Genomic DNA, 20,452 nt, shown 5'->3' with positions numbered 1-20,452 from the left:
TCAGCAGCATCCTGATGATGTTTTGATTGAAGTGCTAAGTGAGATTTAATCGTTTTGCCTCACAATTTGCAATAACGTTAAAGATTGTTGTGATTTATAATATTAGTTAATTAAATGCGATTCGCTAATTAACCTTAAGCGCGTAATTTAACTGCAAGCAACTCATTTAATCACGCTTTGTAGATATTGTGAACACCTACAAAGCGTTGTTGACTCAATTTTAGACTAAAGTTTAAGAACTTCTTTACCTTGTTTGAAAATGACGTCCACTGGAATATTCGCATCGGTCAATTTTTGCAAATCTTGGGCAAGGACTTCTTTAATGATTCCTTTTTCAGCTACCAATTGGCCAACACCTTGATAATCTCCATCACCTTGCAAGGTTAAGATAACTTCCGACAGCGCAGCTATAGCATCGCCCATCTTTTCCATATTGACTTGATAGAGACCATTTTCGTCTCGGCTAAAGGCGCCTTTTTCTTGAAAAAAATTAAATCGAATCATGTTCGCTTTTCCATGAGCACTTGATGCACCAAATCGCACAGAACGGAAAATACCAGCCATAAAGGTGACGTAATAATCTTCAAGTTGGCCCTCGGTTATTGCACCTTTCTTAAGAAGTTGCTCAACCATATATAGACCTAGAATATCGGCTTTGCCTTCTTCTAAAGCTGAAGCATGCTCTTTCAACGCTCCGCGAACGGTTCCTTCACCATCAAGGGTGTTTTTAATACCGAGTCCGTGGGCAACTTCGTGGAACATAGTGTTGGCAAAGAACGCATTAAAGGTAATGTGCTGACGTTGTTCTGGTGTAATCAATAGTTCAGATATTGGCATTAGTATGTGATCAAACTTTGCGCGCATGGCATTTTTGAGCTGTAGCCTACGTGTACCATTTTTAAGTTGCACTTCTTCATCATTAGGCAAATTAATTGCTATGGTTTTACTGCCAGCATTTGAATGTCCGGCATAGTAGATCACGTCATAAGCATTGAGATCTGCATTGCTGCCAGGCATTTCGGCTTTGTATTCATCTGCAACCGGAAGGCCTTTTTGAAGCTCAGGTAGATACGCCGCATATTTAGCTAAACGTTCGCTCCAACTGAGATCTTTTAATAAAACATAGGCTTCAAAGGCAGCTCGGTAGCCAAATAGTTGATCTTCATAGGTTTCGATTGGTCCAATAACTAGTTCTATTGGATTATCTTTCATTTGCATCCATGCAAAATCAGATGGCTGATAATTGTCGGTGACCAAAGCGTCGGCACGAATTTTTAAATAATTTGCAAAGGTTTGATTGTCAGCTAATTCTGATGCTTGAATTAATAGATCAGCGGCCGCTTCTAATTCATCAGCAAAATAATCTGCATAAGGTATTTCTATTAATTTACCGTTTTGATCCCGGGAAACCATTGAATACAGATTGTCTTTTTGTTTTATATCACTTGCTAAATACTCTTCTTTACTCATATCTTCAGGGTAAAATTGAGCTCCTAAAGGTTTCTCCTCGGTTTGAGTTAGAAATGGTTTATCACCGTTTAATCTATCCCAAGGCCCATAGTTGATGTCAGCAAATGCCCGCACTTTAGGGTCAGTCAACGAATCCAAAAACTCTTGCTTAGGTTGACCAAATGCCTGCATCCAAAACAGCTCGTCCATAATTTTGGACGCATCGATTAACAACGACAACATTTGCTTCTGATTATCACTATAAGCTGATAAATCTGCTGATAGTGCCACTGGGTAATAAATATCTAAGCGTTCCTCAGCTCCGGCAAGCAATTCAACTTTTTCAGTTTTAGCCGGCGTTTGTTGCTGAGATTTGGTGATTTCTTGCTGATTTGATGAATCTGAACAGGCGGCCATAAAAACCGCGGAAATAGTTAATACGAGAAGTTTTTTTCTAATCATTGCTCATCCTAATTTGTATTTTTTATTGAATGCATAAATAATTGAATTGCAAATTTAAATTGGTATGCGTAGCTTATAAGCTCTGTAAATAATCAATTGCAGTATAAATTAGCTTTCGCTGCTTATTAAAAGCAATATAGGTTATAAGCCTTATAGTATCTTTAATTTTACCAATACAATAGAGATGAAGATACTCAACAGACTAATTATTGATACGACTGCCGTCATTTTAAATGTCGAGTAGGTTTCCGCTCAATTATATAGGAAGAAATATGTCCACAGAGAACGCGTTGCTAACCATTCTTGTTGAAAAAATTAAAAATGATACGATTGTTCTGCCAACACTTCCCGCCATCGCCTTGAAAGTTAGGCGCGCTGCAGATGACCCGAAAATTAATCTTAATTCCATGGGGGATATTATTGCTCAGGATCCCTCGTTAAGTGCTCGAATTATCAAAATTTCCAATAGCGCTTATTTAGGCAGAACAATTAAAGTGACTTCAGTTTCTCAAGCCGTAACGCGCATTGGACTTAGTCAAATCAAAAACATTTCAACTGCTTTAGCAATGGAACAACTATTTGTTTCTAAAAATGAATTGGTGAAAAGCTACATTGCGCAGATGTGGGACCAAACTATCGAAAGTCTGTCTTATGCAGTGGCTGCTTTACAGTTTTATTCAAAAAGTAAAAAACGTCATTTAAGCTTAGACACACTGACATTGGCATCGTTAATTCACAATATTGGTGTATTGCCGATTTTGACCGAAGCAGAACGTCATGAAGAAGTGTTTGCGAACCCTAAATTTTTAGATGCTGCGATTATCAAATTGTCCGGACACATCGGTGGTAAAATCATGCGTCAATGGGATTTTGATGAGCAGTTTGTCAAGATTGCAGAAAAGTGGCGAGATATGAGCTACCAAGAAGAAGAGGCCAGTTTCATTGATTTTGTTAGACTTGGAGCTGCGTTAAGTGGTGTGTTCGATAGCCAAAAAGATGCGGTTTTAAAAATATGTTTAGACAAGAAAATTATTGAAGATGTGAGCTTGTTGGAAAGTCCAGAGTTTATCGAGGCCCGTACCAGCGCAAAAGCCGTTTTTGCTTGATAATTAAATAACTTAAACGTTATAAATTTAATGCTGTATTAAGGAGTCCTTAATACAGCATTATTTAAATCAATGACTAAAGATTCGGAACAGACTACTCTTGATCCAAAGCGAAGGTTTTAACTAACCATTGTGAAAAACGCACTATTTCACCAGACATCAATGTAAAGTCGGCATCTAACCGCGCTAATTTGTCTTCTTTGGCAATATCATCGTTTTGTTCTTTTACCACATCGGTAAATTTAAGACGCTTAACTGATAAATCTTCTTCAAGCATAGCTGTTAGGCACTCATCCCACTCAATAGCCAGTTTGTGGACAAATTTACCGGCTTTGATATGGTGCAGAATTTCATCATCCATCAATTCTTGATTTTTGACCCGTACGATGCTGTCTTCTTCCCCTTGCCCGCGGAATTCTGCTTCTTCGAGCAATACCACGTCACTAGGTGCAGAAGAGTCTTGTATCCAGCTTGTTAGCTCGCCTTGAATACTTTTACGGGACAAAGGCACTACCGGCAAAGTCGTCATAGCTTTGCGGATCATTGCTAAAAAGACTTCTGCTTTGCCATCGGCTGAGGCGTCTACTACAACCAAGTTGTCTTTGGTTGAGATGAAGCCATGGGTAAAACTGTTTTTGGTAAACGCTTGTGGCAATAGCCGACGAATTATTTCTTCTTTTAAATCTTGTTTGGCTTTTTTACCTACGGCAGAGCCTGTTTCAGTTTCTATTTGTGCAACTTTTTCGGCAAGTTCAGCATTCACTACAACGGCAGGTAAGATCCGTTCTTGCTTTTTAAGGGTGATCCAAATTCGCCCTTGGGCGCTGTGAAGTAAGCTACTGCCAGACTCGAAAGGAGAGGAGAAGCCCATGGTGGATAATTCTTGGCTATTACACGGACGAAACTTAAACTCCGCCAATTTTTGTTCTATATCATCTTCTTGCCAGTCTAATGTTTGCGTAATGGCAAAGAGTTTTAGATTTTTAAACCACATATTCTCTACTTAATCAGGATTTTTTAATTGGTATTCAAGCCCAGCACTAAGTGTGCCTCTGACCATTAGTTGAATACAATGAAGGGCGCGAAGACTATCATGTTTATAGCTAACGCGTCTCGTATAATAATGGAATATCTCAATGGGTTTTAATCACTTTTTAGCCCATTATTCAGTTTAATTGCAGGCGTTTATAGACAACATTATGCGTGCAATGGGAATCTAATCTCATATTTCAAGCCTTCCCCTTCAACGCTGCTAGCTCTAATTTTGCCATCTAACGCTTGAGTGACTAAGTTATACATAATGTGAGTGCCTAAACCACTGCCACCTTTACCGCGCTTGGTGGTAAAGAACGCATCAAAATGCCGATCTAAATTTTCTTCAGACAAGCCTTTGCCATCGTCCGCATATTCCACTACTACTTCATCGTCTTGTTGAGAAACATTAATGGTTATTTTGCCATTCTCTTTTTCATCCAAACCATGAATTAATGAATTCATTATCATATTGGTAAAAATTTGCGCGATGGCGCCAGGAGCACATTTAACCACTAAGTTTTCAGGGCAGTTAACACTGATTGAATGGGAAGTTTTTTTGAAGTTTGGTGCTAATGACTGAATCACTTCATGGATATAGAGTTTAAGATCAACGTCACGAACAGCTTCACTAGTTTGGTCTACAGCCACTTGCTTAAAACTAGAGATGAGTTCTGAGGCGCGATTTAGGTTGCCCAATAGCAGTTCAGTGGTTTGATTAGCCTCCGATAAAAAGTTGCTCATTGTCTTGCCGGTCAAGGTTTTGTCTTCGTAAGCATTTTGCAAATTGTTAATGCGTTCTTGCAGAAAGCTTGCAGCTGTAACACCAACACCTATTGGTGTATTAACATCATGTGCAATCCCCGCGACTAATCCGCCAAGTGAAGCCATACGTTCAGATTCTATCAACTGATCTTTGGCTATTTTAACGGTCTCCATTGATTCGGCTAATTCAGTATTTCGCTTTCGCAATTCGTCTTCAATGTATTGACGATTTTCGTTTTCTTGTCGTAATTCTCGTTGGTTGACAATTAGTTCGTCTTTTTGCTGTTCCAAATCCAACATAATTTTACTTAAAGATGCCGTTTTTTTAGCAACTTCTTGTTCAAGCATTATGTTTTGGTCGTCTAATCTGCGGTTCGCATCCGTGAGTTCGTTTCGAGTGGCTCTGAGTTTTTGTTTGTAGTCGATTAAATCGTCTATTAACTCGTTATAGGAGACTTGTAACACCTTTAACTCATTATCGTCTTCTATGTGCAAATGCAGCTTAGAAGACTCTGGCCGGTTTACATCAAACTCGCTTATTTGTTGGGTTAACTCTTCAAGGGGATCGGTAAGCATTTGCCGAAAGGCATTCAAAAATAGGAAGACTAAAAATGCGGTTTTAATGATGGCGTTTCCAATTAAGAAAAATACCCCAACTTCAATACGCCCAAAAATAATATTCGCACTTGAATACAATGTGACATCACCTACATGCGAGGTTCGTCCAGAAAATTCAAAGATAAGTGGAAACGAATAACCAAAGGTTCCACCAGGATGGTCTCGCATGATACCTGAAGTAATCATTTCTTCGGGTAACGAAGAGGTGCGTCCTTTGTTGGCAATATATTCACCGTTTTCATCGCGAATTTGCACCCCTTCAATAATAGGTAATGCCATTAATCCGTTTGAAATGTCGACAGCTTGTTCATTGTTAAGCTCCCAAATTGCGCGGGTTAAGCTAACGCTAAAGGTGTTTTTGAGTGTTTGTAACTCGCTTTGAATATGATTTTTGGCATTTAAATATTCAGTAAGGATTTGTCCAACAGTGACGATTAACGTCAGTATGAAGTAAACGGACAACACACGGGTCAACAACTTTTTAGACAAACTAGTTTTGACTTTAGCCATTCACGAACCTTAAGAAACCTAATAATTAGAACGTTTTAAGAAAATAAAGAATATGCGGAAAACGTTCAATTAACAAGAAGCACGGAGTAATTGTTTACCTTTCTAAGCAGTTTTTAAATTAAAAATTGGTTTTACACTTGTGCACCGAATGTTTGCAGTTAAATTAGACCGATAATTAAGATAAAACCCGCTTCTTTTGCTTAACATGACTGAAATTTGACATTTATATGATAAGTTTAATAAAAGTGTCACAACCTAAACTAATAATGGCGCCTTTATTATGAGCAGGAAAAAACTAATGGCCAGAAGAATTTTGCTGGTAGAGGACGAAGCGCCGATCAGAGAGATGCTTGAGTTTGTTCTAGAACAATCCGGTTTTGAAACCCAACAAGCAGAAGATTATCAAGTTGCATTGGATTTAGTAAAAGAACCTTATCCAGATTTAATCTTACTCGATTGGATGTTGCCTGGAGGCAGCGGTGTACAGCTCGCTAAAAAATTAAAACAACACGAGTTTACCCGGGATATCCCTATCATTATGTTAACCGCCCGTGGTGAAGAAGAAGATAAAGTACGTGGTCTTGACTCCGGAGCGGATGATTACATCACTAAACCTTTTTCACCGAAAGAATTGGTCGCCCGAATTAAAGCCGTGATGCGCAGAGTGACACCAACGTCGGCTGAGGAACCAATTGCTATAAACGGTCTTGTTTTAGATCCCGTTTCTCATCGTGTTACTGCCGAAGAGGAGCCTCTAGACATGGGACCAACGGAATTCAAGCTACTACACTTTTTCATGACTCATGTTGAAAGAGTATATAGTCGAGAACAGTTGTTAGATAACGTTTGGGGAACTAATGTTTATGTGGAAGACCGAACGGTTGATGTTCACATACGTAGGTTGCGTAAAGCGATTTCTAAGTATTCTCATGATGACATGATTCAAACCGTGCGCGGTGCTGGATATCGGTTCTCAGCAAAAGTGTGATCAGCTTAACGATAAACGGTTGGATTTGACGTTCAACAAAGGATCCATTGATACATGTATTATCCATTTTCATGGTTAAAAAATTTACTCAGGATTGGTGGGTTTTACGTAATCGTGATTTTAATTGGGCTATATTTTGATGCATTGGCAATTGCCATTGCATTTGGCTCAACCTGGTTATTAGGCTTTTACTCTTGGCATATGTACCGATTTAATCGATGGATATGGCATAGTAAAAAAATGACCCCGCCAAAAGTGCCAGGCTTTTGGGAACATGTATACGAGGGAGTTTATTACATTCAACGTCGAAATAGGCGTAAACGTAAAGAACTCACCCGTATGGTCAAACGATTTCGTGAAGGATCTGAAGCCTTGCCGGATGCCACTGTGGTGGTAGATTCAAATGCGTGTATTGTTTGGTGTAATCGGCTGGCACGGATCGAATTAGGGCTACGTTGGCCGCAAGATTCTGGTCGGCGGGTAGACAATTTAATCCGCCATCCAAAATTTATAGAATACTTCCATAGCGGTAAATACGATTATCCTGTGGAGGTACCTTCACCGTCTAATGTTCAAAAAATATTTGAATATAGAATCATGCCTTATGGTGAAGATCACCTATTGCTGATTGCTCGAGATGTGACTCGATTAACCCAGCTCGAACAAATGCGCAAAGATTTTGTTGCTAATGTGTCCCATGAGTTACGTACTCCTTTAACCGTTTTGAACGGTTATTTAGAAATGCTACCCAATACTGAGAATGTGCCCCCTGCGTTTCTAAAAAAAGCCTTCGGTGAAATGCGTTCACAATCTGAAAGAATGCAGAATTTGGTCGAAGAGTTATTAGTTTTATCGAGAATCGAGGCGAGTTCAGAACGGGTCTTTGAAAAACCAGTTAATGTGCCGCAAATGCTGTCTGCGATTCAGGTTGAGGCAAATACCTTAAACAAAGATAAAGGCCATCAAATCGATTTCGATATTGATGCAAGTTTAAAAGTTTATGGCATCGAAACTGAACTTCGCAGTGCATTTTCCAATCTGATTTTTAATGCAATTAATTATACTCCATCACCAGGTAAAATAGTGGTTACTTGGAATAGACAGGATGGTCACGCGCATTTTTCTGTAAAAGATAACGGTGAAGGAATTCCGGAAAAACATCTAAATCGGCTGACCGAACGTTTTTATCGAGTGGATAAAGCACGTTCTCGAAAAACGGGGGGATCTGGATTGGGTTTGTCTATTGTGAAACACGTTCTAACCCATCATAATTCGAAATTAGAAATAACCAGTGAAATAGGTGTCGGAAGTGAATTTTCTTTTTCTTTTTCCAGTGAACTGTCGGTGCAAAACCCGTCTACAGGTAAGTTGGAAAAACAAATTGATTAAGCGGCTGAAAATGCTCGTTTGGGTGTGGAGTAGCGTCGCTATTTGTGCGTTATTATTGCCAGCGCAAGCGGCGGAAACCTATCAAAAAAAACCCGGAGTGGCAGGTTCTATTACCTCTGTCGGCTCAGATACCATGGCGAATTTAATGACAATCTGGGCGGTTGAGTTTAAGCAACTTTATCCTCAAGTGAAGTTTCAAATTCAAGCATCAGGTTCATCGACGGCACCACCAGCAATTACTGAGGGAACGTCAAATATTGGGCCAATGAGCCGCGAGATGCAATCCAGCGAATTACGCTATTTTAGTGGGCAACATGGGTATCAACCGCTTGCAATTAAAGTGGCTATTGACGCAATCGCGTTGTTTGTGGATGTGAATAATCCTATTTCAAATTTGACTATCCCGCAGATCGATAGCATTTTTGCGGCTACACGGTTTTGTGGCTCCCGCAAAGAAACGCGCTATTGGAGTGAATTGGGAGTAACGGGAAGTTATGCCAACAGAAAAATACAGGTTTTTGGGCGGAATTCGGTTTCCGGTACTTATGGTTTGTTCAAACAGTTAGCTTTATGTGACGGTGATTTTAAAGCCACTGTGAACGAATTGCCTGGATCTGCATCGGTTATTCAATCGGTTGCTTATTCGAATGGCGCTATTGGTTACGCAGGCTACGGCCAAAAGACCGCTGCGGTAAAAGCACTCGCTATTGCTGATTATACTGGTAAGTTTATTCCTGCGACTACACAAACTATTAGCAGTGGTGAATACCCTTTATCGCGGTTTTTATATCTCGTAGTTAACAAGCCACCGAATGAAAGGTTACCATTGTTGGAAGAAGAATTTTTGCGATTTGTGTTATCCAATAAAGGTCAACAGGCAGTGCAGCAAGATGGGTATGTAAGTATGCCCTCCAACGTCATAAAACAGCAACTTGAAGTATTATCTTCAAACTAAGTTTCAGGTTTAGTTCATTTTATAAAGGCCACTCAAATGTCATCATTACCTCAAAATTGGAAATCTTGGGTTTTACAAAATCTATTGCAAGGAACCGACAGTATTGAAATTCTGAAGATTCTTCTGCAAAACGGATTTACGTTTGAGTCAGCTAAAAAGGTTCTTGGCAATAATTTACCTGCCGGAACGAGCTGTAATAAAGATGAAGCATTTTATAAAAAAGTATCTCAGCCAAAACTACTAGAGAATCTCGACCATTATGATGCGAAGATAATTGATGATCCTCGAGTGCAGATGCTACAAATTAACAACTTTTTGTCTGCCCAAGAGTGTAATGCCTTAATTGCGCTGACTAAATCTAAATTGCGGCCATCGGAAATTCCTGAAAGGGAAGGGGATTTGTATCAAAACTTTAGAACCTCTTCTACATGTGATTTACCTTTTACCAAAGATCCTTTGGCAAAAGAGATAGATCAAAAAATTATTGATGCTTTAGGCTTGGGGCTTGGTGAAAAAGAAGTGATTCAGGCTCAACATTATGCTGTAGCTCAGGAATTCAAAGCCCATTGCGATTATTTTGCGCCCGGCACCGATGACTTTAAAAATTACAGCAAGGACGGTGGGCAGCGTACTTGGACGTTTATGATTTATCTTAATGATGAATGTGAAGGAGGGGAGACTGAGTTTATTAAACTTGGCCGCAAATTCAAACCTACACAAGGAATGGCTTTAGTCTGGAATAATTTGCGTCCCGATGGTTCAGTTAACGAAGATACAATTCATCACGCTCATCCAATTATTAGTGGCGAAAAAGTGGTCATCACTAAATGGTTTAGAGAAGATGTTTTTGTCCCTAAAACTAAAAAAAGCTAACTTCTTAAGTTAATAACGTCATAACGCGGCGTTTTCCTGACGCCGTAACTCTTCTATATCTACCACCTAGTTAGAAGTTAACTGCGGCATTTCCTTTATTATTCTGACATTTACTTCAGCACCCTCAATTATGAAACTTTTGTGACAGTTCTGTAATGTAACAAAACTGTCATTGAGCTTGGGTAACCTTCTCGCGATTTTACAACTTTCGTTATCAAGTCATTAATAGAAAAAACTTGAAACTATTTAACACTCGCATTTGGAGAGCTCGATGGAAATCAAAAACATCTTTAAAGTAAGCGCTATAGCAACTGCTTTGGTACTTGCTGGTTGTGGTGGTGACATTAATATTAGCGAAGGCGATATTGATAACAGTTCTACCGTTAACAATCCACCTACTACTACACCTACACCAACGCCTACTCCTACTGAAGATGCTCCAGGTGAGCTAGATTCTGCTCTAAGTACAGCTGTTTCCACGGCACTAGGTGAAACCATCGAAGTGCGTACCTTATCTGGCCGTTTAACTGATGCTGATGAAGATAGCAGCGGAAAAATCACCTTAACCAACGACATCGTATGGGCACTAGACGGTGCTGTTTTTGTTGGTTCTGATAACGCTGATAGCACGGTATTAGAAATTGAAGAAGGTACTATTATTTTCGGAAGCACTGGTAGTGATTACTTGGTAATTAGCCGTGGTTCACAAATTGAAGCCATGGGTACTTCATCTGACCCTATCATCATGACTTCTTATAATGATGTTATCGGTGATGAAATTGGCGCTGGTCAATGGGGTGGTTTAGTACTTCTTGGTAACGCTCCTTCAAACAAATGTCCAACCGATGCTGATTGTGCCTTGCAAGTTGAAGGGGTAGAAGAAGGTGCTGTTTTTGGTGGTGACGCTGAAGACGACAACTCAGGTATTTTGAATTACTTGGTAGTTAAGTATGCTGGATTCGAAATTTCTCCAGATAACGAATTAAATGGTATTACTTTCGGTGGTGTTGGTTCTGCTACTGAAGTGGATTATATCCAAGTCCACGCTAACGCCGATGATGGTGTTGAATTCTTCGGTGGTAACGTGAATGCCAAGCACCTTGTTTTGACTTCTAACCAAGACGACAGTGTTGATTGGGATAACGGTTATCAAGGTAAGTTGCAGTACGTTTATATTGAACAAGATAGCGCTAACGGCGACGCAAACCGCGGTATTGAAGCTGATAATGACGGTTCGCTTCCTGACAATGATCCACAGTCAAACCCTACTATCGCTAACCTTACCATTATCGGTAACGATTTTGACGGTGAAGATGACTCAGAAGGTGTGTATCTTCGCGAAGGTACTGGTGCGCAAATTTATAATATGGTTATCACTGGTACAGATGGTATGGGTGAATGTTTGGAAGTTGAAGGCACATTAGAAAGCCAAACCAACTTGTCTGACGGAACCATTACTATTGAAAATTCTGTTTTGGCTTGTACTAACGGCGAAAACTTCAAAGATGGTGCCTTACCAGATGGCGCAACTCACACAATTGTTGATCTTGAAGCTTGGTTCTTAGACGAATCTCGCGGTAACCGTGTATCTGAATCAGTGATGCTAAATGCTGATGGCACACCAATGACTGGCTCTTTGCTTCTTGAAGGTGCTGCAGATGTTTCAGAAATAGACGGTTTCTTTGATGCAACTACGTTCGTTGGAGCGGTAAGTTCTGATGATGATTGGCGTCAAGGTTGGGCATTTGGATTTGGCGGTGGAACCGTTAAAGTTACCCAAACAGCCTCAGGTTGTCCTGCTGGAACTACGACTATCGCCGCTGTTGATGGTGTAACCAACACATGTGAATTATCAGGCCGCATTACTTCTGATTTAACTCTTACCGAAGGTAACTTGTATGCCTTATCTGGTGCAGTTTTTGTCGGTGATGACAACGAAGATAGCGCAACTCTAACTATCGATGCTGGTGTAACTGTTTACGGTGCTTCAGGTAACGATTATCTAGTGGTCAGCCGTGGTTCTAAAATTGATGCGCAAGGCACGGCTTCTGAGCCCGTTACCCTTACATCATCTGCCGCTGTTCTTGGTGGACTTGAAGCTGGTGAAGCGGGTCAATGGGGTGGTTTGGTTATTCTAGGCAACGCGCCATCGAATAAATGTCCAAGTGACGCGGATTGTGCTCTTCAAGTTGAAGGTGTTCAGGAAGGTGCAGTATTTGGTGGAACAGATTCTACTGATAACTCTGGTACGCTTCGTTATGTTCGCGTAATGCACGGTGGATTTGAAGTTGCACCTGATAACGAATTAAATGGTGTTACGTTCGGCGGTGTTGGTTCAGGTACCACTGTTGAGTATTTACAAGTTCACAAAAACGCGGATGACGGTGTTGAGTTCTTTGGTGGAAGCGTTGACGTTAAATACTTAGTGCTAACAGACATCCAAGACGACAGTGTTGATTGGGATAACGGCTTTGTTGGTCGTATGCAATATGTCTTAGTGCGTCAAGCACAAGATAACTCTGATGCGAATCGCGCTATCGAAGCTGACAACGACGGTTCAGTGCCAGATAGTGAGCCTCAATCTAACCCAACTATCGCTAATATGACGATTATCGGTAACGATTTTGACGGCGAAGATGATGCTGAAGGTATCTACTTACGTGAAGGTACAGGTGCACAATTATCTAACGTCATCATTACTGGTTCTGCTGGTATGGGTGAATGTTTCGAAGTAGAAGGTGTATTGGAAAGTCAAACCAACTTAGGTGATGGAACTACCACTTTCACTAACTCTGTTATTGCTTGTGAAAATGACGAGAACTTCAAAGATGGTTCACTACCGGATGGTGCTACTCACACAATCGTAGACCTAGAAGACTGGTTCTTAAACAACCAGGCTGGTAACAGCGTAGCTGCTAATCAAGCTGCGGTTCTAGACGGAATATTCACTATCTCTGAAGTAACGCCTAAAGATTTCTCTGGTGATACATTCTTTGATAATGCTGACTTCATCGGTGCTGTTGATGAAGACGCTGATTGGACGTCAGGCTGGACTGTTGGTCTAGAATAGGGTTCTTTATTAACTCGTTTTTAGATTTGATATGCGCTTTTTTGGAAACGAAAAAGCGCATTTACGATTAAGATAAATGACACAATGTATAAGGCAGTAACATCGTTTTTAAAATGCATTTAGCTGCCAGTTTGTACGACAATGAGGTTAATAATGAATACGCCTTTTAACAGGTTTCCTCTCAAGCCAATTTCTTTAGCCATTTTAGTTGCTGTAACACTGCCAAGTGCGCCGTTATTTGCTCAGGATGCTTCCGAAGAAGACGTGATTGAGGAAGTTGTTGCTACCGGTACGCGCTTGAAAGGAACAGCTTCTGCTGTACTTCAGGAACGTAAAAACCAAGCTTTCGTAGCAGATATTCTCGGCGCTGAGCAAATATCCCGTACTGGTGATAGTGATGCTGCAGCAGCACTTCGTCGTGTAACCGGCCTTACGCTAGTGGATGGAAAATTCATCTATGTACGAGGTTTGGGTGAACGTTACTCAAGTACCCAATTGAATGGGGCATCAGTTCCCAGTCCTGATCCGACTCGTTCAGTAATTCCTTTGGATTTATTCCCTGCAGATATTATTGAAAGTTTATCGGTACAGAAGTCCTTTTCACCTTCAATGCCTGCTGCCTTTGGTGGGGGGAATGTTGATATTCGCTTAAAATCCATTCCTACTGATTTTGTGTTTAACATCACAGGCAAATTAGGAACTAACACCGATAACTTTGATGATGCATATCAATACAACGGTGGTGGTGATGATTGGATGGGCGAGGATGACGGTACCCGTGCTGCACCGGATTCTTTTGTGGCGCTATGGGATAGCAAACAATTTTTAGACAATATTAGTACCACTGAAGCCCGTGATCTGTTGAAAGAACTATATACTGACTATGATCCGGTTTTACAAAGTGTTGACCCTGATTATGGATTCAATTTGTCTTTGGGCAATAGCTTTGATTTAGATGACGATTGGCGTGTGGGTTTCTTGGTTACGGCAGGCTACGACAACTCATGGAATGTGAGTGAACAGTTTATTGGTGAGCAAGCCCAGCGAAGTGGGGATATTATTTCCTTTCCTCGTTACTTTGATGAAGTGGATGTAACCGAGCATAATGTTCGCTTCTCAGGTATGGCAAACTTTGGAATTGACTATAACCGGAATCATCGTATTGATTTTTCTTCAGTCGCGTTAAATGACACTAATGATGCAATTAGTGAAAAAGTAGGTAATACCAACAACATCCAATTGAGTGATGGACAACGAGTTCGAGATTTCGAAGTTGTATACGAAGAGCGTCAGATGTGGTCTAACCAAATTCGTGGTAAACATACTTTTACTAATTTGGATTTTTTAGGCTTTGATTGGCAATATACTAAAAGTCGTTCAAGTCGATACGCACCAGGCACGATCAATACTCGATTCATCTTAACCGATGATAATGAAGACGGTGTGTATGATAAGCAAACTGAAAGTTCACTAACAAACGCAACTACAGCTGCACGTTATCAGTTTCAAAGACTTGATGATCGGGTTGAAAACTTGAGCTGGAATCTTAACTACCCATATACCGTAGACCGTTTTGATATGGAATTTAAAGTGGGTGGCGATTTTGTCAGTAAAGCAAGAACTGCCGAAAACCGCAGATTCGATATCAACACCCGTGGGTTTTCTGATAGCTCTGTACTAGCTGGTGGCGTGTTCAACGAGATTCTTAGCGATGAGAACTTAGATGCTGCTGAACTTTCTTCTATTCCGCTGTTGTCAGATACCACCATTGCTGGTGATGATTATGTGGCAGCGCAAAAGGTTGATGCTTACTATTTCGAAGCTGACATTTTCTTCGACAATACGTGGCGTATCAGTGGTGGAGTAAGATGGGAAGACTATCGTCAAGCAGTGGTTCCATTTGATCCCAAAAGCAATCAAATTGATTTGTCTGATGAAGACGACCGTTCTCAATTGGCATTCCAAGAAAGTGATTTCTACCCTGCATTGGCTGTCACTTATATTATGAGCGAGAAAGTTCAATTCAGAGCAAGTTACGGTGAAACCGTCGTTCGTCCTGACACGCGCGAACTGGCGTCATCAACCTATATCGATCCGCTTACTGATTTCCCAATCGGTGGTACTCCTGGATTACGTACAACGCAAATTAAAAACTACGATTTCCGTTGGGAGTGGTACTTAGATCAGGGTGACAACTTGTCTGTGGCGCTATTTTATAAAGACATGGATAGCCCGATTGAATCGGTTCAGTCACCTGCTCAGGATGGTCCGCCATTAGTGCGTATCGCCAATGCAGAGTCTGGTGAGCTGTATGGTGTCGAATTTGAATTCTTGAAAGGACTAGGGTTTATTGGAGATGGCGTTTGGGATAATTTATTTGTATCTGGAAACCTCACGTTAAGTGATTCTGAGATCCAATTAGACGGTCAAAATGTGGTTGAGCAAACTGGTGTCTCTACTTCAGTAACTAACTTAACTCGTCGTTTAACCGGTCACTCTGAATACGTGGTAAATACCCAAATCGGTTTTGACTCTGATAACGGTGAGCATTCAGCGTCTTTGGTTTACAACGTGTTTGGTGAGCGTATTCTAATTCCTGGTATAGATGGATTTGACGACAGCTATGAGCAGCCGTTTCACTCCTTGGATTTAGTTTATACTTACTATCCAAACTTCAACACAACAGTGAAGTTTAAAGTTCAAAACATGCTAAACCAACAAAAAGACATTGAATTCGAGAATACCTTGTTACGTTCAGAAACTAAGGGCTCTAGCGTTAATTTATCGCTTAAATACGAATTTTAAGTTGTTTTTTAAAGCTAACAAAGCCGCTTCGTTTAGCGGCTTTTTTATTGGCTATTATTTGTCGTTTGGATTTAGTTTGGTGGGTGTTTTCCATGGCCTGGAGGCCATGCTACCGCCCGATGATAGATCTCCATGGCCTGAAGGCCATGCTACAAGGGGGGATTTGGGTAGAATTTGTAGGTCGGGCTTTATTCCGATGAGAAGTTTCCATGGCCTAAAGGCCATGCTACAAGGGGGATTTGGGTAGAATTTGTAGGTCGGGCTTTATTCCGATGAGAGGTTTTGCCGCCAGATGAACGGTTTCCATGGCCTAAAGGCCGTGCTACAGGTTGGTTACATCAAGACATGGTACCGCTAACAATGGGTTCAAAGGCGGTCAGGCTATCCATCAGTGTGCTATTTCCCAACCCATTAGATGGGAACAAACTACTAAAATTACCTTGTTCACCGTGTAACGCCATGTAATTCAAAATGACGGTTTCTACCAACAAATTAACATTGTTAGCCGCTGGGGTCGCGGCGGTTTCCACAGACGCATCGCTGCGCATATAACCAATTTGTTGATGTTGTGCTTGTTGTTCAGTGGTTGCGCCTATGAGTTGTGGCGTGCCGTTGGGGTTGTACACCAAAAAGAAAGATGCCGCAGTTGATGAATTATCACCAGTCCAAACCCCTTTGCCTCGGCCGTCCACTGAATCGTCGATCATTCCGTTACTCGAAACTGAGCCGTCACTACAAACGTACATCATTAGCGGCACGCCTACGCGCGCAGCGTACTCCATGCAGGCTCCCATGCAGCGTCCCGCTCGTAAATCTCGTGTTTCACCGACCATGCGATTGCCAGTGTGATAATCAAACCCACCCATAGTAATAGTGCCAGCCCCGGCAAAGCCGTTGATCACTAGTTTCATTACGGCCGCAGTTTTGCGGAATTCACTATCACTGTCGAACTCTTGCTGGGTGAAAATCCCAGATGGACCAACGATGTCGCCATCTAATTCAGGATCAAGTGACGACGGATCGCCGAAGCGGTCGGTAATATCTGCACTTTTCACGTAACCACAACGCACCAAATCTTTGATCACATCATCGGTGGTAATTTGCGTATTCACTCTGTCCAACTTCATGTCACTGATACGTTGAATCGACTCCATGACTGCTACTGAGTCTTGCTGGCTCAATAGTCCAACTAAATCTCCAGTATCCACTAACCCGGTTACATCAGAGGGACGGTCGACTTTAGTTGGACGCTTTGCAGTATCTATCATTGATGCCGGTGACATACTATTGCCACCTGAATCAGAATTACGAGAGCCAATTAAGGTCAATAGAGAACCATCGGCGCCCACTTGGTTAATCCCGTACATAGGATTATGTGGATTATTACCGGTATCGTTTTCGGAACGTGCCGGTATCACTGCACCGTTAATATTGGCGCGATTTGCCGGATTTACTTTTTCTAAGATACCGCGCAAATAGGCACTATCAGCGTGAAAAGCTAAGCCCAGTTCATTGTTGATAAAATCACTTAAACCAGAGGTTGGGTTCATGATTGAAGGCACCATATCACCTGGTAAACCTAATTTACTGTAGCCACCAGTGCTAAGGAAATCCATTTGTCCGCCACGACCGCCAACCAGCACATTGGAGCCTGCGATATTTGCTCCGCCAGCTAGATCGAAACAAATAAACGGAATTTTTCCCGCTCCTTGAGTTGCTATACCACAACTGGCTTTTAATGCCTCTAAATCACTGGATAACGCGGCATTGGCTTTTTTAGGGTTGGCAAACATACTAAATACTGAACCTGCCATTACCGAGCCTAAACCTGCAGTAAAACCTTGAGAAATAAACTCACGACGCGTAACCGGCTTAGCGTGATCATCGTGCAGCAGAGGAGCATCGGTGGATAAATTGTCAAACTTAGTTTTCTTCATTTTATTTACCTAAAACTCTCTGCTTATTGAATGAGTATCGCTGCGCTACCAATGGTGGCGGCACATGTCGCTTTTACAATAGTTTGGGTGTAAGTGGCGTTACATACTTTATCGCCACTGCAATCGGAAAGAGTGTCGATTAAATTATTTAATTCGTTGCTCACCTCATCTCTTTGCGGCTGGGTAGCAATGTTGTTACCAATTGTTTTGTCTAATAATGGCGTTAGAATAAGGTTGCGATCTTGCTCGATAAAGGCTGTATTTGCAGGTTGAGTGAAATCAAAACCGCTAAAATAGCTTGCCCGTAAACTGCTATTTTCGACTAATTGATCACAGTACTTAATTGCCATTTGTGTCACTGCCATTTGGTTTGATGCCAAGTAGCTATCAATATTTGTGACGCTAGGAAGCTGCTGTTTGAGCTTTTCAAAGGATGCTTTTACTGCGGCGTTACTTGTCGGCACGCCCGTTACCACTGACATGCTGGCATTGATTTCAGCAAAGTTACGCACGCCTATATCAGATTGAGGCTCTAAATCTGCAGGTAATGCCGCTGCAGGCGGATCGGCTTCTATTACTACATTTGTGGCACTGCCAAGTTGCTCGAAAGTCAGGAAAAACTCATCAGCTTCAGGGCTTTTTTCAATTGCCACTGTGGTCCCTAGAGAAGACAGGGCTTGACCTTCACCCGTGATGTAATCGCCATCGGTGATTGTCACATCTAAATTCTGGAAAACCTGACCTGTAGTCGCTTCACGTCCGTTAATACCAATACGCATACCTTGTATAGGAACCGTTGAAATAGTCGCATTGTCATCCAAGCTAATGAAAAACGGTTCTGCAAATAAATAACTGTAACTATCAAATTGACTAACTTCGAGTACCACATAACTTTGTGCTATGCCTGTGTGCTGAGTAACGTTAAATAAGAGGAAAAACTTTTGTCCGATACCGGCTGCGAAATTTTGCGCAATTTGTTCTGATGTTAAGGTTCGATTGTGCACAGCTACCATGCGTATTGAACCCGCCCATGGAATATCACTGGATACTTCGTTACCTAAAACAAAGGCATAGGTGTCGTTCCATTCGTTAAAATTACCTACTTCTACATTATCTGTCACGCCGGAGTGCATGCCATTTACGTAGATTTGGCGACCATTTATTTGATCATATGTAATCACCACATGTTGCAAACTAGATTGCAGTAATTCGTCAGCATCAGCTGTGGATAATGCAGTTTCACCATTGGCGTCAGTATTACTTGTTCTAAGTAAATAATCATAATTGTATAAAGTCTGACCAAGGGTGAAGTTACGTGTTTGAGAGCCACCTGAATAACTGATTATGCGGGCTGGACCTTCTTGGGTTACGTTCGCAGGAACGACCCAAGCTTCAATTGACATTTCACCTGTGGCGGTCAGCAGAGTGTGCAACTTTTTGCTACTAGCAGTGCTTCCTTGGGCTTTGCCATTTACCATTTGTAGCCCCCATCCGCCAATCCATGAAACATCGCCACTGAGGGTTAAATCAATCGCCGGTTCCACGCCACTGGTGTCAAAAGCCGTCGTTCCTGTGCCGGTTTTAAATTCCCACTTGGCAATTAGGTCATTTTCGAATCGTCCACCACCTGTGGCTAAGGTACCTTCGAATAACGTTAGGGCTTGGCTGTTTACTAATTCAGGGGCTAGTTCGGTTATATCTATGCCATCAGCCATGGCTTGGATAGCCGCACTTAACTCACTGGCATCACTGCTACAGTTACTCCAGCAGTTATGGAACTCATCTCTGAGTCGGCCGACAAAACGCGAAGACTCAGGAGTATCTAAACTGATTCTGGCTTTCGAGGCTTGGTAAGCTTCGTCTATATCGCTAGATGCAAAATAAGGTGATATAGGAATCGTTGCTGAATTGGTGTGACAACTGGCACAGTAGGTTTCTAATAATGGGTGCACTGTTGCTGCAAATAAGGCACTATCTTCAGGAAAGTTTTTATTTGCTCCTGGAGATTTCTGAGCGGGTGCTTCTAGTTGAATCTTATTCGCACTGACATCATTATCGGCCCAATTCGCTATCCAAGTAGTCATAATATCTGCACAGGCAGACGGACTTGCCAACCAACAATTGTGACCACCGGCAACTTTAGTGACCAAGGTTGAGGTTTCTGGCTCGTCTAAATTAACCAACGGGTTAGTGGCGGAATAGGCAAGGTTAATATCATCCGCTCTAACAAATTCCGGTGATTGACCACTTTCAACGTGACAAGCACCGCAGCGCTCTGCGCTACTAATATTGTCCCATAAATTAAGTTTGTAGCGCTGCACATCGTCAGTATTTGCTGGTGGCCCTGAATAAGTCTCGCCGGGTTGAGAAACTAGCGGTGGAGTCGGGTTTTGTTCAACTTTTGCTGCGCTGCCACCACAAGCACTGAGCAATAGGGTTAGTAACGCAGTCAATCCAAGTTGTTGTATTCGGGAGGGAAATAATAACCTCATA

General features: G+C 41.6%; 12 protein-coding genes. 7 read left to right on the top strand and 5 right to left on the bottom strand.

All coding sequences use genetic code 11. The features are described from left to right. Window positions 1-225: 225 nt before the first annotated feature. Entirely contained in the window at window positions 226-1,911 is a 1,686-nt protein-coding gene (locus KO530_RS06250; RefSeq protein WP_216047557.1) for a dipeptidyl-peptidase 3 family protein, read from the bottom strand. Window positions 1,912-2,183: 272 nt separating this feature from the next. Here KO530_RS06250 and KO530_RS06245 point away from each other — a divergent pair, with 272 nt between their 5' ends. Then, window positions 2,184-3,017, top strand: a complete 834-nt coding sequence (locus KO530_RS06245) for an HDOD domain-containing protein (RefSeq protein ID WP_216047556.1) — start codon at window positions 2,184-2,186, stop codon at window positions 3,015-3,017. 94 nt (window positions 3,018-3,111) lie between these two features. Here KO530_RS06245 and rdgC read toward each other — a convergent pair whose 3' ends face one another. Both rdgC and KO530_RS06235 read right to left on the bottom strand, forming a co-directional pair. Continuing rightward, on the bottom strand, window positions 3,112-4,011 hold the full coding sequence (gene rdgC / locus KO530_RS06240) for a recombination-associated protein RdgC (RefSeq protein ID WP_216047555.1): 900 nt from the start codon (window positions 4,009-4,011) through the stop codon (window positions 3,112-3,114). 203 nt (window positions 4,012-4,214) lie between these two features. Further along, complete coding sequence (locus KO530_RS06235) at window positions 4,215-5,942, bottom strand: sensor histidine kinase (protein ID WP_216047554.1); 1,728 nt, start codon at window positions 5,940-5,942, stop codon at window positions 4,215-4,217. A 298-nt stretch (window positions 5,943-6,240) separates the two neighbouring features. Here KO530_RS06235 and phoB point away from each other — a divergent pair, with 298 nt between their 5' ends. The 6 genes from phoB (at window position 6,241) to KO530_RS06205 (ending at window position 16,022) form a co-directional block, all read left to right on the top strand. Then, on the top strand, window positions 6,241-6,930 hold the full coding sequence (gene phoB / locus KO530_RS06230; protein ID WP_216047553.1) for a phosphate regulon transcriptional regulator PhoB: 690 nt from the start codon (window positions 6,241-6,243) through the stop codon (window positions 6,928-6,930). A gap of 54 nt (window positions 6,931-6,984) precedes the next feature. Beyond that, a complete protein-coding gene (phoR, locus tag KO530_RS06225) occupies window positions 6,985-8,319 on the top strand; it encodes a phosphate regulon sensor histidine kinase PhoR (protein WP_216047552.1) in 1,335 nt (444 codons plus the stop codon). Between the two features lie 10 nt (window positions 8,320-8,329). Then, window positions 8,330-9,274, top strand: a complete 945-nt coding sequence (locus KO530_RS06220) for a PstS family phosphate ABC transporter substrate-binding protein (protein ID WP_216047615.1) — start codon at window positions 8,330-8,332, stop codon at window positions 9,272-9,274. Window positions 9,275-9,310: 36 nt separating this feature from the next. Further along, window positions 9,311-10,147: a prolyl hydroxylase family protein gene (locus KO530_RS06215; RefSeq protein WP_216047551.1), complete on the top strand. Its 837-nt coding sequence runs from the start codon at window positions 9,311-9,313 to the stop codon at window positions 10,145-10,147. A 271-nt stretch (window positions 10,148-10,418) separates the two neighbouring features. After that, window positions 10,419-13,217, top strand: a complete 2,799-nt coding sequence (locus KO530_RS06210) for a hypothetical protein (RefSeq protein ID WP_216047550.1) — start codon at window positions 10,419-10,421, stop codon at window positions 13,215-13,217. Window positions 13,218-13,370: 153 nt separating this feature from the next. Next, window positions 13,371-16,022, top strand: a complete 2,652-nt coding sequence (locus tag KO530_RS06205; protein WP_216047549.1) for a TonB-dependent receptor domain-containing protein — start codon at window positions 13,371-13,373, stop codon at window positions 16,020-16,022. A gap of 338 nt (window positions 16,023-16,360) precedes the next feature. Here KO530_RS06205 and KO530_RS06200 read toward each other — a convergent pair whose 3' ends face one another. Next, entirely contained in the window at window positions 16,361-17,959 is a 1,599-nt protein-coding gene (locus tag KO530_RS06200; protein WP_216047548.1) for a general secretion pathway protein GspF, read from the bottom strand. Between the two features lie 23 nt (window positions 17,960-17,982). Then, a complete protein-coding gene (locus KO530_RS06195) occupies window positions 17,983-20,451 on the bottom strand; it encodes a LamG domain-containing protein (protein WP_216047547.1) in 2,469 nt (822 codons plus the stop codon). Window position 20,452 lies beyond the last annotated feature (1 nt).

It is taken from the genome of Aliiglaciecola lipolytica (assembly GCF_018860635.1).
In the GTDB taxonomy this organism is placed as follows: domain Bacteria; phylum Pseudomonadota; class Gammaproteobacteria; order Enterobacterales; family Alteromonadaceae; genus Aliiglaciecola; species Aliiglaciecola lipolytica_A.
Note: the sequence above shows the minus strand (reverse complement) of the source record. Positions and strands in the feature narration are given on the sequence as shown.

Coding starts and splice junctions, on each gene's coding strand:
- KO530_RS06250 (WP_216047557.1), bottom strand. CDS start 1,911: ATGATTAGAAAAAAACTTCTCGTATTAACTATTTCCGCGGTTTTTATG.
- KO530_RS06245 (WP_216047556.1), top strand. CDS start 2,184: ATGTCCACAGAGAACGCGTTGCTAACCATTCTTGTTGAAAAAATTAAA.
- rdgC (WP_216047555.1), bottom strand. CDS start 4,011: ATGTGGTTTAAAAATCTAAAACTCTTTGCCATTACGCAAACATTAGAC.
- KO530_RS06235 (WP_216047554.1), bottom strand. CDS start 5,942: ATGGCTAAAGTCAAAACTAGTTTGTCTAAAAAGTTGTTGACCCGTGTG.
- phoB (WP_216047553.1), top strand. CDS start 6,241: ATGGCCAGAAGAATTTTGCTGGTAGAGGACGAAGCGCCGATCAGAGAG.
- phoR (WP_216047552.1), top strand. CDS start 6,985: ATGTATTATCCATTTTCATGGTTAAAAAATTTACTCAGGATTGGTGGG.
- KO530_RS06220 (WP_216047615.1), top strand. CDS start 8,330: ATGCTCGTTTGGGTGTGGAGTAGCGTCGCTATTTGTGCGTTATTATTG.
- KO530_RS06215 (WP_216047551.1), top strand. CDS start 9,311: ATGTCATCATTACCTCAAAATTGGAAATCTTGGGTTTTACAAAATCTA.
- KO530_RS06210 (WP_216047550.1), top strand. CDS start 10,419: ATGGAAATCAAAAACATCTTTAAAGTAAGCGCTATAGCAACTGCTTTG.
- KO530_RS06205 (WP_216047549.1), top strand. CDS start 13,371: ATGAATACGCCTTTTAACAGGTTTCCTCTCAAGCCAATTTCTTTAGCC.
- KO530_RS06200 (WP_216047548.1), bottom strand. CDS start 17,959: ATGAAGAAAACTAAGTTTGACAATTTATCCACCGATGCTCCTCTGCTG.
- KO530_RS06195 (WP_216047547.1), bottom strand. CDS start 20,451: ATGAGGTTATTATTTCCCTCCCGAATACAACAACTTGGATTGACTGCG.